The sequence below is a fragment of the Streptomyces humi genome, assembly GCF_001005085.2.
GTDB lineage: Bacteria > Actinomycetota > Actinomycetes > Streptomycetales > Streptomycetaceae > Streptomyces > Streptomyces humi.
Window position 1 is genome coordinate 38,281 of the sequence record NZ_LBMU02000130.1, and the last position, 13,410, is coordinate 51,690.

The 13,410-nt window shown below is 71.9% G+C and carries 11 protein-coding genes; 4 read left to right on the forward strand and 7 right to left on the reverse strand.

Annotation, left to right across the window (positions count from 1 at the left end; all coding sequences use genetic code 11):
* Positions 1-23: 23 nt before the first annotated feature.
* Both AAW13_RS42015 and AAW13_RS42020 read left to right on the forward strand, forming a co-directional pair.
* Positions 24-884, forward strand: coding sequence for an ABC transporter ATP-binding protein (locus AAW13_RS42015; protein ID WP_046732842.1), 861 nt, complete (start codon positions 24-26; stop codon positions 882-884).
* A complete protein-coding gene (locus AAW13_RS42020) occupies positions 881-2,416 on the forward strand; it encodes a hypothetical protein (protein WP_046732841.1) in 1,536 nt (511 codons plus the stop codon). Before AAW13_RS42015 ends, AAW13_RS42020 begins: the two co-directional genes overlap by 4 nt.
* Positions 2,417-2,537: 121 nt before the next feature.
* Here AAW13_RS42020 and mshD read toward each other — a convergent pair whose 3' ends face one another.
* A complete protein-coding gene (mshD, locus tag AAW13_RS42025) occupies positions 2,538-3,467 on the reverse strand; it encodes a mycothiol synthase (protein ID WP_046732840.1) in 930 nt (309 codons plus the stop codon).
* A 168-nt stretch (positions 3,468-3,635) separates the two neighbouring features.
* Here mshD and AAW13_RS42030 point away from each other — a divergent pair, with 168 nt between their 5' ends.
* Entirely contained in the window at positions 3,636-5,432 is a 1,797-nt protein-coding gene (locus AAW13_RS42030; protein WP_046732839.1) for a bifunctional metallophosphatase/5'-nucleotidase, read from the forward strand.
* 732 nt (positions 5,433-6,164) lie between these two features.
* Positions 6,165-7,955: an ABC transporter ATP-binding protein gene (locus AAW13_RS42035; RefSeq protein ID WP_046732838.1), complete on the forward strand. Its 1,791-nt coding sequence runs from the start codon at positions 6,165-6,167 to the stop codon at positions 7,953-7,955.
* Here AAW13_RS42035 and AAW13_RS42040 read toward each other — a convergent pair.
* The 6 genes from AAW13_RS42040 to AAW13_RS42065 all read right to left on the reverse strand — a co-directional run bounded on the left by AAW13_RS42040 (position 7,945) and on the right by AAW13_RS42065 (position 13,219).
* Positions 7,945-8,670: a response regulator transcription factor gene (locus tag AAW13_RS42040; RefSeq protein WP_046732837.1), complete on the reverse strand. Its 726-nt coding sequence runs from the start codon at positions 8,668-8,670 to the stop codon at positions 7,945-7,947. The two genes, AAW13_RS42035 and AAW13_RS42040, sit on opposite strands and share 11 nt — an antisense overlap.
* Before the next feature lie 55 nt (positions 8,671-8,725).
* Positions 8,726-9,469 (reverse strand): PH domain-containing protein, encoded by a 744-nt coding sequence (locus AAW13_RS42045; protein ID WP_052768705.1) that lies wholly within the window; start codon positions 9,467-9,469, stop codon positions 8,726-8,728.
* Positions 9,470-9,549: 80 nt separating this feature from the next.
* On the reverse strand, positions 9,550-10,977 hold the full coding sequence (locus AAW13_RS42050) for a HAMP domain-containing sensor histidine kinase (RefSeq protein WP_046732836.1): 1,428 nt from the start codon (positions 10,975-10,977) through the stop codon (positions 9,550-9,552).
* Positions 10,974-11,708, reverse strand: coding sequence for a response regulator transcription factor (locus tag AAW13_RS42055; protein WP_046732835.1), 735 nt, complete (start codon positions 11,706-11,708; stop codon positions 10,974-10,976). Before AAW13_RS42055 ends, AAW13_RS42050 begins: the two co-directional genes overlap by 4 nt.
* A gap of 112 nt (positions 11,709-11,820) precedes the next feature.
* The gene (locus tag AAW13_RS42060) at positions 11,821-12,051 is read right to left on the reverse strand and encodes a hypothetical protein (RefSeq protein WP_046732834.1); all 231 of its coding nucleotides are present in this window, start codon (positions 12,049-12,051) and stop codon (positions 11,821-11,823) included.
* A 43-nt stretch (positions 12,052-12,094) separates the two neighbouring features.
* Entirely contained in the window at positions 12,095-13,219 is a 1,125-nt protein-coding gene (locus AAW13_RS42065; protein ID WP_046732833.1) for a S1C family serine protease, read from the reverse strand.
* Positions 13,220-13,410: the final 191 nt, after the last annotated feature.

Below are 13,410 nucleotides of genomic sequence, written 5' to 3' on the forward strand. Positions count from 1 at the left end.
ACCGACCTTTTCTGGAGATCGAGTTGACCACCACTGTCGCCGCCGCCGGTCTCACCGTGCGCCACGGCTCCACCCGGGCCCTGGACGGGGTCGCCCTGCGGCTGACGGACGGCGTGACCGGCCTGCTCGGCCCGAACGGCGCCGGGAAGACCACCCTGTTGAAGGTGCTGGCCACGGCCGTACCGCCGGACAGCGGAAGCTTCACGGCGCACGGCGAGGACCCCGCGACCCCAGCCGGCCGGCTGGCCCTGCGGCGGACACTCGGCTACCTCCCGCAGACCCCCGGTTTCCACCCGGACTTCACGGCCTTCGAGTTCGTCGACTACGTGGCCGTCCTCAAGGAGCTGACCGGCCGTGCCGAGCGGCACCGCGAGGTTCGGCGCGTGCTGGACCAGGTCGGTCTCGCGGACGTCCGCGGCCGGCGCCTCAAGCGGCTGTCCGGCGGGATGCGCCAGCGGGTCGCCCTCGCGGCGGCCCTGGTCGGCGACCCCGCCTTCCTGGTCCTGGACGAGCCGACCGTCCACCTGGACCCCGAACAGCGGATGCGGTTCCGCGAGTTGATCGCACAGGCGGGGGAGAGCCGGACGGTCCTGCTCTCCACCCACCAGACCGAGGACGTGGCGATGCTCTGCCACCACGTGATCGTGCTGGCGGGCGGCCGGGTCCGCTTCGACGGCACACCGGCCGAGCTGACCGCGCGGGCCGCGGGCCGGGTGTGGAGCAGTGCGGAACGCGCCCCGGGCGCCCGCGCGGGCTGGCGCACCGGCACCGGCGCCTTCCGCAACGTCGGCGACCCGCCGCCCGGCGCCGACCTGCTCGAACCGACCCTGGAGGACGGCTACCTGCTGGTCCTCGACGAGGAGACCGCGGAGGCTGCGGCATGACGACGGCACTCGAGACGCCGGAGACACAGGTGACACCCGACTCCGGCCGGCGTACCGCGTCCGTGCTGGCCCTCGCGGCGTTCGAGGCGCGCCAACTGGCCTTGCAGATACCGATGGTGGTGCTCGGCCTGCTCTATCTCGCCTATGTCGGCTACCAGCTGGCCGGACGGGACGAGGGGATGGCCGCCTACCCGGTCCTGCACGACACCGACCGGGCCACCCAGGGCGGTCCGATGCTGCTCTGCGTCGCCCTGCTGGCGTGCGTGCACCGGGCCGCCCTGCTGAACCGGCGGCGCGGCGTCGAGGAGCAGTTCTCGGTGCTGGTCATGTCGGCGCCGCGGCGCACCCTGGCGCACGCCCTGTCGGTGGTGCCGTTCGCCGTCGGTGTGGGCCTGGTGGTGGGCGTCCAGTTCGGCTGGGCGGCGTCGCGGCCGGGCGCGGTCGGGCACGGATCGCTCGCCGAACTCGCGGTCGCCCCGCTGACGGTCCTGCTCTCCGGGGCGGTCGGCGTCCTGCTGGCCCGGGCCCTGCCGCACGCGGCGACGCCGGTGCTCTTCGTGATCGCCCTGGCCGTCGTCGTCACCCTCCTCGGTGGTGTCACCGGCGGCGCGCACGGTGTCGAGTGGCTCTGGCCGACGGTGCAGGAGAACGGCGGCACCCCCGTCCCGGGCGACCTGCTGGGCCGCCCCGCGGCCTGGCACGCGCTGTACCTGACCGGGCTGACCGTGCTGGTGGCGGGCGTCGCGGTGCTGGTGGCCGGCGGCCGGACCCGGGCGCTGAAGGCGGTGACGGCCGTGGCGCTGGCCGCGACGGTCGCCGGGGTGGCCGGTCAGACACCGGGCCCGTCGGCCGCGCTCCAGGCCGCGCGGAAGGCGGAGGCGGAGCACCCGCAGCGGTTCCAGACCTGCGTGGACCGGGACGGTTCCCGCTACTGCGCGTACCCCGACTGGACGGGCTGGACGGCCGACTGGGCGAGGGTGGTGCGCCGGGTGCGCGCCGGGGCGGGCGGCGAGGCGGCCACCGCCCGGCTGACCGTCCGCCAGCGCATCGAGGCGGTCACCGACCTCACCACGGACGCCACCCTCCCCACCAGTCCCGTCCACGGCACCGTCACCGTCGGCACCCAGTGGGGCGGCAACCGGGTCCCCGAGTTCGCGGTCGGCGTCGCCAGGGTCCTGGTGGCGGGCAGCGAACGCACCGCGGAGAGCATGTGCGACGCCCGGACGATCACGACGCTCTGGCTGGCCCTGGCCACCGATCCGGCCCCCGAGGACACCTTCCGCCACCTGCGTATCGACGACAGCCTCAGCGGCGGCGCCGCCGTCCTCACCCCGGACGGCGGCAGCATGGGCGTCACGGCCCAGCAGACCCAGGTCGTACGCGAACTCCTGCACGCCCCGCGTGCCGTGATCACGTCCCGGGTCAGGGCCGGCTGGGCGGACCTCACGTCGCCCGGCACCACGACGGCCGAGGCGGCCCGGCTCCTCGGGGTGAAGGTGCCGAAGGGCGCGGACGACTGCGCGAGCGGGTGAGGGCCGCGCGGCAGACCTGCCGGGTGAGGGCCGCGCGGCAGACCTGCCGGGTGACGGCCGCGCGGCAGACCTGCCGGGTGACGGCCGCGCGGGAGACCTGCCGGCGGCCGAGCTCCCGTCCTCAGGTCTCCGTGCGGTACATCAGGTCCGTCTCGTGGGTCGTGAAGCCCAGGCGTTCGTAGACCGCCACCGCCGACTTGTTGTCCGCGTCGACGTACAGCATCGCCGTCGGCAGCCCCCGGTCCGCCAGGTGGCGCAGGCCCACGGTGGTCAGGGACTTGCCGAGGCCGCCGCCCTGGGCGGCCGGGGAGACACCGAGGACGTACACCTCGCCGAGGCGCTCCTCCTCATGCACCTTCGTCCAGTGGAAGCCGAGCAGTTCGACCCCGCGCTCCGCCAGGAAGAAGCCGGCCGGGTCGAACCAGGGCTGCGCCTTGCGGTCGTCGAGGTCGCGCTGGGTGAGCGAGCCCTGTTCGGGGTGGTGGGCGAAGGCGGCCGCGTTCAGCGCGAGCCAGGCCGCGTCGTCCTTGCCGGGCACGAAGGCGCGGACCGTCACGCCCTCCGGGAGCTTCGGGTCGGGCAGGTCCAGGTCCGTCAACGGACGGCGCAGCTGGCGCAGTTCGCGGAACAGCGTGAGGCCGAGGACCTGCGCGAGGTGACGGGCCGCCGGGTGCCCGCCGTGCGCCCACACCCGCAGCCGCTTGCCGGTCGCGGCCAGCAGCGCGCTGCCCAGGGCGCGGCCGTGGCCGTGGCCCCGGTGGGAGGGGTGGACGACCAGTTCGGCGGCCGGCGCCTCCACCGGGTCGGTGTCCTCCAGCTGGGCGTAGCCCACGAGTTCGCCGCCGGCGGTGAGGAGCAGGTGGGAGACGCCGTCCCGGGCGCCGCCGCCGATCTGGAGGCGGCCCTGCTCGGACACCGGCTGCTGGCCGTCCGCGCGGGCGGCCTCCGCGAGCAGTCCCAGTACGGCCTCGGCCTGGTCCGGGGCGAGCGCGGAGTAGGTATCGATGGAGCGGGAGTACAGGGGCGGCCGTGCGGTGTCGTCGCTGGTCATGCGTACGAGGGTACGGGGCCGGACGGACAAAGTGGGGGCACGGGCGAAGGTAAAGGGCAGGGCAAAAGGCAACCAGGATGTAACCATGAACCCCCTGTTGCGCTACGCGCGTTGACCCTAGGCTGCGCCGGACCGGGCCACTTCTCAGCAGACCCACAGGGGGGTTCCATGCCGGCCACGTCCCGCCCGTCCGGACGCCGTACCTTCGCACTGCTCGCGTCCGCCGCCGGACTCGCCACCGCCGCCGCGCTCGCGAGCGCGCTGCCCGCCGACGCGCACTCCGGCAGCGGGCACGGGCACCAGCACCCGAGCCGCTTCCAGGACGTCCAGCTGCTCTCCTTCAACGACCTGCACGGCAACCTCGAACCGCCGTCGGGCTCCTCCGGCCGGGTCACCGAGACCGAGGCCGACGGGACGACGAGGACGATCGACGCGGGCGGTGTCGAGTACCTCGCCACGCATCTGCGCGAGGCCCGCGAGGGCCACCCGTACTCCGTCACGGCGGCCGGCGGTGACATGGTCGGCGCCTCCCCGCTGATCTCCGGGCTCTTCCACGACGAGCCGACCGTCGAGGCGCTGAACAAGCTCGACCTGGACGTGACGACGGTCGGCAACCACGAGTTCGACGAGGGCGCGAAGGAACTCGCGCGCCTTCAGAACGGCGGCTGCCACCCCACCGACGGCTGCTACACGGACAAGAGGTTCAAGGGCGCCGACTTCCCCTACCTCGCCGCGAACGTCCTCGACGATAAGACGGGGAAGCCGATCCTGAAGCCGTACTGGGTCTGGCAGAAGAAGGACGTGAGGATCGGGTTCATCGGCGTCACCCTGGAGGGCACACCGGGCATCGTCTCCGCCGACGGCGTCAAGGGCCTCGCCTTCAAGGACGAGGTCGAGACGATCAACAAGTACGCCAAGGTGCTCCAGCGCCAGGGCGTCCAGTCGATCGTGGCGCTGGTCCACGAGGGCGGCTTCCCGAGTTCGTCGTCGTACAACTACGACTGCGACTCCCCGGGCGCCGGTGACGGCATCTCCGGGCCGATCGTCGACATCGCGAAGAACGTGACCCCGGCGGTGGACGCCCTCGTCACCGGCCACACCCACACCGCGTACGTCTGCACGGTCGACGACCCGGCGGGCAACCCGCGCATGGTCACCTCGGCCGCCTCCTTCGGCCGCCTGTACACGGACACCACGCTGACCTACGACCGCCGTACCGGTGACATCGCGCGTACGGCCGTGAAGTCCGCGAACCACGTGGTCACCCGGGACGTCGCCAAGGCGCCCGACATGACCCGGCTGATCAGCGAGTGGAACACCCTCGCCGCCCCGATCGGCAACCGTCCCGTCGGCTGGATCTCCGCCGACGTCAGCAGCACCGGCACCGAGTCCCCGATGGGTGACCTGATCGCCGACGCCCAGTTCGCCTACGGCAAGGAGCTGGACCCGGAGACCGACCTCGCGCTGATGAACCCGGGCGGTGTCCGGGCGGGGCTGACCTACGCGGCCAAGGCCGGTGAGGGCGACGGGGTCGTCACCTACGCGGAGGGCTTCACCGTCCAGCCGTTCGCCAACACGGTCAACCTCCAGAACTTCACCGGCGCCCAGCTGGTCCAGGTGCTCAAGGAGCAGGTGAGCGGCAGCAACGCGGCGGCCCCGAAGATCCTCCAGCCGTCGGCGAACCTGACGTACACCCTGGACCTCACGAAGACGGGCGCGGACCGGGTCGTCACCGACTCGATCCGTCTGGACGGCAAGGCCGTCGACCCGGCCGCCACCTACCGCGTCGCCACCAACTCCTTCCTCGCGGGCGGCGGCGACGGCTTCACCACCCTAGGCCTCGGCACGGACGACCTGGTCGGCACCGACGACCTCGCGGCCCTGGCCCAGTACCTGACGGCCAACTCCTCGGCGGCGAGCCCGCTCACCCCGCCGGCCGCGAACCGGATCGCGATCGTGCAGTAACCCCTCCTCACCCCTCCTCACCCCCGTCCCGCCCCACGGGCCCGGTGCGCGCGACAGCGCGCACCGGGCCCGTTCTGCTTGGCCGTCCTGCCCTGTAAAACCTGTGTGAGATGGCCTCTGGTTCCCAGTTGCTCCTGAAAATATGTCTCAGCTGTAATTCATCGATGTCTTAGCGGAAATGGCTTTTCTCGGCTCGCGGATCACGTAATGTTTTCCATGTCGAAAGCGAACGGCGCGGACGACAGAACAAACGAATCGAAGGAGAAGACCATGAGCTTCCGCAAGATCGCCCCGGTCAAGAAGCACCACAAGCCCGCTCCGGCCCCGAAGAAGCCGGTCGCGAAGAAGCCGGCCGCGAAGCGTCGCCCCGTCGGCGACGAGCGCTGACAAAGAATTCACAGAAGTAATTCAAATCTATTCACAGGTCGTTGCAGCAGAACGGTAGAAAAGCTGTTGCAGGATCACGACAGACCCCACGACAGAGAGGTACGTCACCATGAGCTTCCGCAAGATCGCCCCGGTCAAGAAGCACCACAAGCCCGCTCCGGCCCCGAAGAAGCCGGTCGCGAAGAAGCCGGCCCCGAAGCGCCGTCCCGTCGACAACGGCTGACGCACACAGCGAGGCGGGGTCACCGGTTAAGCGTGGTCGCGACCGGTGGCCCCGCCTCGGCCATGTCCGCCCATGGGCAGCCCTGCCCGCCCCACCGATGCCTCTGAAGGGAGTTGTCGACCATGAGAGAAGCCCGTGCCGCCTTCCGCCGCTTCTGGCCGCTGACCCGCGGCGACCGCAAGTGGCTGTGGGTGATCATCGCGTGCGTGGTGGTGTCCGCGCTCGCCGAGACCGCCGCGATCCTGCTCTTCGCGAACCTCACCGACAACGCCCTGGAGGCCGGTTCGCTGTCCGCCTTCTGGGGCCCGGCCGGCGCCTGGCTGCTGGTCGCCGCGGTGGGCGCGTTCGTCGGGTACCTCGGCAACTCACTGGCCACCTGGACCGCCGAGAGATTCGTCCTGCGCCTGCGCGCCAAGGTCTTCCGGCACGTCCAGGACCTGCCCCCGCACTTCTTCCAGCGGCACCGCCAGGGCGACCTGGTGGAACGCCTCACCGGTGACGTCGAGGCCATCGAGCAGATGGTCGTCTCCGGTGTCGTCGGCACCGTCGCCGCGGCCTTCTCCGCCGTCTTCTACGCGGCCGCCGCCTTCTGGCTGCGCTGGGACCTGGCGCTGGCCACCTTCGTCCTCGCTCCCCTGTTCCTGTTCGCCGCCCGCCGCTTCTCCGGCCGGATCCGGACCGCCTCCCAGGACGAGCGGGTCGCCGACGGCGCGATCACCTCCGTGGTCGAGGAGTCCCTCGGCAACGTCGTCCTCACCCAGGCGTACAACCGCCGCCGGGACGAGGAGAAGCGCCTCGACGCCGAGGCCCGCGCCTGGATGCGGGCGAGCGTGCGGGGCGCCCGCCTCAGCGAGATGTACGCCCAGTTCGTCGAGGTCGTCGAGACCCTCTGCGTCCTCGCCGTCATCGGCCTGGGCGTCTGGGAGATCTCCGCCGACCGGATGACCCTCGGTCAGCTGCTCGCCTTCGCCGCCTTCCTCGGCTACCTCTACCCGCCGGTCCGCAACCTCGGCCAGCTCGGCCTCACCCTCACCGCGGCCACCGCGGGCGCCGAGCGCATCGGCGAGATCCTGGACGCCGAACCCGCCGTCACCGACCCCGCCCGGCCGGTCGGCCCCTGGCCGGTCCGAGGCTGGGTCAGCTTCCACAACGTCTCCTTCCGCTACCCGGAGTCCCCCCGCGCCTCCCTCCGCGACGTCGACCTCACCGCGGGCCCCGGCGAACTGGTCCTGGTCACCGGCAAGAGCGGCGCGGGCAAGTCCACCCTCTCCAAGCTCCTCACCCGCTTCTACGACCCCTCGGCCGGCGTGATCTGCCTGGACGGCGTCCCGCTCACCGACGTACCCCTGGAGTTCCTCCGGGAGAACGTCGCGCTGCTCCCGCAGCAGACGCTGATCCTCAACGGCACGGTCCGCGAGAACATCGGCTGCGGCCGCCCGGGCGCGACGGACACCGAGATCGAGCAGGCGGCACGGGACGCGGCGGCCCACGACTTCATCACCGCCCTGCCCCAGGGCTACGACACCCACATCGCCCCCGGCACGGCCGCGCTCTCCGGCGGTCAGCTCCAGCGCGTCGCCATCGCCCGCGCGATGCTCCGCGCCGCCCCGGTCCTCGTCCTCGACGAGCCCACGGCGGGCCTGGACGCGATCGCCGCCCGCCAGGTGGTGGCCCCGCTGCGCAGGCTCATGGCGGGCCGTACGACCATCATGATCACGCACGACCTGACCCTCGCCCCCGACGCCGACCGCATCCTGGTCGTCGACCGCGGCCGCCTGGTGGAGGCGGGTACCCACGCCGAACTCCTCGCCCGCGACGGCGCGTACGCCGGCCTCGCCCACCCCCTCCCGGAGACGATCGCGGCGGAGTCGGCGGCACCGGCCCCGGACGAGACGATGATCCTCAGGTGGTAGCACCGCTCCTGAGCGTGTACCCCAGCCCGCGCACGGTGTGGATGAGCCGCGGTTCGCCGCGGCTCTCCAGTTTCCGCCGCAGGTACATGATGTAGACGTCCAGCGTGTTGGACGCGGGCGCGAACTCGAACCCCCACACGTCCCGCAGGATCCGCTCCCGGCCGAGCACCCGCCCAGGGTTCCGCAGCAGGAACTCCAGCAGCGCGTACTCGGTCTTGGTCAGGTCCAGGGCCCGGCCGGCCCGGTGCACGGCCCGGGTCCGCGGGTCCATCGCGATGTCGTCGAAGACGAGGCACCGTTCCCCGGGGCGCTCCGCCGCCGGCTCGGGCCGCGGGCTGCGCCGCAGCAACGCCCGCACCCGGGCGAGCAGTTCCTCGGTGGCGAAGGGCTTCGCCAGGTACCCGTCGGCGCCGTTGTCGAGGGCGACGATGCGGTCCCCCACGGCATTCCGGCCGGTGATCATGAGAATCGGCACGGTGGACCCGGACGCCCGGATCCGCCGGGTGGCCGCCAGGCCGTCGAGGCCCGGCATCTCGACGTCCATCAGCACCAGGTCCGGCTCGCTCTCCGGAGCCCCGACGAGATCGAGGGCCACTCTGCCGTCCCCGGCGAGCAGCGTCTCGTACCCCTCGAACCTGAGCAGCCGGCCGATGCCGTCCCGCACGGCCGCGTCGTCGTCGGCCAGCAAAATCCTCCGCGCCATCTGACTCGCCATCTGACAAAAGTGTGACGAGGGCCTGTGAGAGAGCTGGGGTGGGGATGTGCGTGGGCTACGGCTGCCGGGCCAGGGAGCGCGGCGGCCGGACCCCCCAGTACCACTGGAGTACGGCGGCCAGGACGACGCCCGCGGCCGGCGGCACGCACACGATCAGCAGGAACGGGTGGTCCCCCCGTTCCGCGATCACCAGCGCGACGGCGACCACGATCATCACGACGAGCGTCGCCACGGCGCCGTGCACTCCCCACAGCCACGCCTTGCGGCGCACGGCGCCCCGGCGGATCCGTTCCTCCACGTCCGGGCGCCGTTCCCAGGTGAGGCTGCGGTGCGGGGCGGCGGCCAGACACAGCTCCGCGACCTCCGCGTACGGGTCGTCCAGCTGCCAGTCGTTGAGGTGGGGGAGCAGGAAGCGGCGGCCCCGGTGGTCGTACAGGTAGGTGAGCCACTGGGGCGCCGCCCGGCCGGAGCCGCGCGGGGCCTGCTCGACCCGGATGTCGTACACGTCAGGCCAGGCCCAGGTACGGGCCCGCAGCGGTCCCCGCGCGGTGATCCCGGCGGACGTGACCCTGGTGTACGCCCGGTACTGCTCCAGGGCGACCCGCACCAGCGTCACGAGTATCAGCACGGCGAAGACCGGCGCCCCCCACCGGGGCCCGGCCCCGTCGCCGGGACGCTCACCGGAGAACCGGACGAGCTGGACGAAGGCGTTCCCCAACACCAGCCCCAGCAGTCCGAGATACGCCCGCGGCACCCTCCGCCGCTTCCGGTACACCCGCTCCACGCCGTCGTCGCCCACACCCCACGCCCTCCCCCAGACGCACCGAACGGGTGCGCGACTGAGGAGAGCGTAGTCCCGCCTCCTCTACGGCAGCGGGTTCACTGGGCGTCCGGGGGAGGGGTGGCGGCTCCCGGCAGGCGGACCGTCGCCACGGTGCCGCCGCCGGGTGCGCGGGTCAGGGTGACCTCGCCGCCCGCCTGCTGGACCGTGCGGGCCACGATGGAGAGGCCGAGGCCGGAGCCGGGGAGGGCGCGGGCCGACGGGGAGCGCCAGAAGCGGTCGAAGACGTGCGGGAGTTCGTCCTCCGGGATGCCGGGGCCGTGGTCGCGGACCGTGAGGACGCCGTGGTCCAGGGCCACGTCGATCGTGCCGCCCTCGGGGCTGAACTTCACCGCGTTGTCGAGGATGTTGACGATCGCCCGCTCCAGCGCGGAGGGCTCCGCGCGGACGAACCACGGCCGGACGTCCGCCGTGATCTTCAGCTCCGGGCCGCGCAGCCGGGCGCGGCTCAGCGCCGCCTCGACCGTGTCCTGGAGCGCCACCACCTGGACCCGCTCACCGCGCTGGCCCTCCGACCGGGACAGCTCCTGGAGATCGCCGATCAGCGTCGCCAGCTCCGTCATCTGCGCCTTCACCGAGGTGAGCAGCGCCTTGCGGTCGGCGGCGGGGATGGGGCGGCCGGTCTCCTCGCTGCGGGTGAGGAGTTCGACGTTCGTGCGGAGCGAGGTGAGGGGGGTGCGCAGTTCGTGGCCGGCGTCCGCGATCAGCTGCTGCTGGAGCTCACGGGAGCTGGCCAGGGAGGTGGTCATGCTGTTGAAGGAGCGGGACAACCGCGCGATCTCGTCGTCGGACTCCTCCTCCACCGGGATCCGCACACTCAGATCCTCGGTCCGCGCGACGTGCTCGACGGCTTCGGTGAGCTTGTCGACGGGCCGCAGCCCGGCCCGCGCGACGGCGAGCCCGGCGGCCCCGGCACCGAGGACCCCGACGCCCGAGACGAGCAGGAGGATCAGGGCGAGGTCCTTGAGGGTGTCCTGGGTGTTCTTCAGGGGGACGGCGGTGACCAGCCCGACGTAGGAGCCGGTGTCGGTGGGGAACACCTGGGTCATCACGCGCAGCGCGTTGCCGTCCTTGTCGGTGCCGTTGCGGAAGTAGAGGGTGTCGGTGTTCCCGGCCTTGATCTTGTTCTTGTCGTCCTGGGTGATCTTGACCTCGCCCGTGGAGCCGGGCAGCAGACAGATCCTGTTGTCCAGCGTGACAGCCTGGCCGTAGTTGGTCCGGTAGCTGTTGGCGTCCTGGGGCGTCTCGGAGCAGTCGGCGATGGCGCCGCTGATGATCCCGTAGATCGCCGGACCGCGCTGTTCCCGCTGGAGGTCGTTCCGAAGCTGGTCGTACAGCTTCCCCTGCACGATGAACCAGCACGTCACCGAGACCGCTGCCACCGCGAACGCGACCGCCGCCGCGACCAGCATCGACAGGCGGGCGCGGATCGGGAGGGTGCGGAAGCGGCGGGCGAGCCTGGTCACTCGGCGCCGCCCTGGCGCAGGACGTACCCGACGCCACGCACGGTGTGGACGAGGCGCGGTTCGCTGCCCGCCTCGGTCTTGCGGCGGAGGTACATCACGTAGACGTCCAGCGAGTTCGACGACGGCTCGAAGTCGAAGCCCCAGACGGCCTTGAGGATCTGCTCACGGGTGAGGACCTGGCGCGGGTGTGCCATGAACATCTCCAGGAGGGTGAACTCGGTCCGGGTCAGCTCCACCTGGCGCCCGCCCCGTGTCACCTCCCGGGTGGCGAGGTCCATGCGCAGGTCGCCGAAGGTGAGCGCCTCGTCCTCGTCGGCTCCTTCGACCAGGGACGCCGCGTAGGAGCTGCGGCGCAGGAGCGCCCGGATGCGGGCGAAGAGCTCGTCGAGTTCGAACGGCTTGACCAGGTAGTCGTCGGCCCCCGCGTCGAGCCCGGTGACCCGGTCGCCGACCGTGTCGCGGGCCGTCAGCATCAGGATCGGGGTGGTGTCGCCCGCCCCGCGGATCCGGCGGGCCGCGGTCATGCCGTCCATCCGCGGCATCTGGATGTCGAGGACGATCAGGTCCGGCTTGTAGGCCGTGGCCTTCTCCAGGGCGTCCGCGCCGTCGACCGCGACCTCGGTCTCGTACCCCTCGAAGGCGAGGCTGCGCTGGAGCGCTTCGCGTACGGCCGGCTCGTCGTCGACGATCAGGATGCGCTGGGGGTCACGGTCGCCTTCGGCGGGGCTCATCGCTCGCGTTTCCTCGGGGTGTGATGGTTCGGGATGCGGTGGTTCGCGGTGGGACGCCTCTCAGCCTCGCATGTTTCCGGGCTGTCGGGTATGCGCGCCGGTGCGCGGCAGCTCAGCCGCGGACCAGGGTCATGCGGCTCAGCGGCACCTTGCGCTGGTGCGGCCGGGCGGCGGAGGTGCGCAGCCCCATCAGCTGGGGGGCCGGCACGAGCTCCGGGGCGCGCGGGGCCGGGGCCGCCGTCGCCTCGGTGGGGGCGTGGAGTTCGTACGCCACCGCGAGGGCCAGACCGATACCGGCCGGGTCGTTGCCGCCGGTCACCTGGTGCGAAACCTGCTTGATCATGACGTACTCCCTACGTGCTCGTGCTCGTGCTGGTACTGGTGGTTCAGCTGGTGGAACCGGCCCGCAGCTTGGCCAGGTCGGACTTCACCGTGTTGATCGGGATGGCGAAGCCGAGGCCGACGCTGCCCGCGTCCGAGGAGGACGAGGAGGAGTCCGAACTGGCCGAGTACATGGCCGAGTTGATGCCGATGATGTTGCCGCCGGCGTCGATCAGCGCGCCGCCGGAGTTGCCCGGGTTGAGGGACGCGTCGGTCTGGATGGCCTTGTAGGTCGTGGTGGACGAACCGGTGTCGCCGTTGAACTGGCGGCCGCCGAAGGAGAACGGCCACTGGCCGTCGCCGCCGCCCTGGCTCTGCTGGTCCTGTCCCTCGTCGGTGGAGACGGTGACGTCCCGGTCGAGCGCGGAGACGATACCGCTGGTGACCGTGCCGCTGAGGCCCTCGGGGGAACCGATCGCGACCACCGTGTCACCGACCTGGACGCCGTCGGAGTTGCCGAGCGTGGCGGGGCTGAGGCCGGAGGCGCCCTGCACCTTGATGAGCGCGAGGTCCTTGGCGCTGTCGGTGCCGACCACCTGCGCGGTGTACGACTTGCCGGTGCTGGTCGTCACCTTTATGGACTGGGCGCCGGAGATCACGTGGTTGTTGGTGACGATCTCACCGCCACTGGTGATGATCACACCGGAGCCGGTGGAGGTGCCGTTGCTGAGGGTCGCGGTGATCTCCACGACGCTCGGGCTGACGGCGGCGGCGATCGCGGCGACGTCGCCCTTCTTGCTGGAGGGGACCACGTTGGTGGTGGTGCTGCTGGAGACGACCTCGTTCTTGCCGGTCAGCTCCTGGAAACCGTACGCCGTGGCGCCGCCGACCGCCGCCGCGACGATCGCGACCGCGGCGAGCAGGGCCATCGGGCCCCGGGCGCGCTTCTTCTTGGCGTGGACCGAGTGCTCGCCGCCGTCCGGCTGCGCCGGGAACGCCGCGGTGACCGGCTCCGCGGTGACCGGCTCCGCGGGCTGGGCCGGCTGGTGGGTGGGCGGGGGCGGCCACTCCGGGTTCACGGGAGTGGGAGCGGAGGCGTGCTGCTGCTGGGGGTACGCGCCCTGGTAGGCGTCACCCTGGGGACCCTGCGGGTTCTCGTACTCGCCGCTGCGGCGGAAGCTCTCGGTCATGACAAGAAGCTTGTCCCGCGACCATGAGAGCTGCCTGAGTGCCCGCTGAGAACGCCGCGAGAAGCTCGTTTGCCCGATATAAGGAACCTTCTCGCAGGTCGAGGAGGGTTCTCATGGGCCGTTCATGAAGGTGTTCCTGTGGGTGCGGCCCGGTGGGGGCTGATCGCGCAGTTCCCCGCGCACCCTGAAAG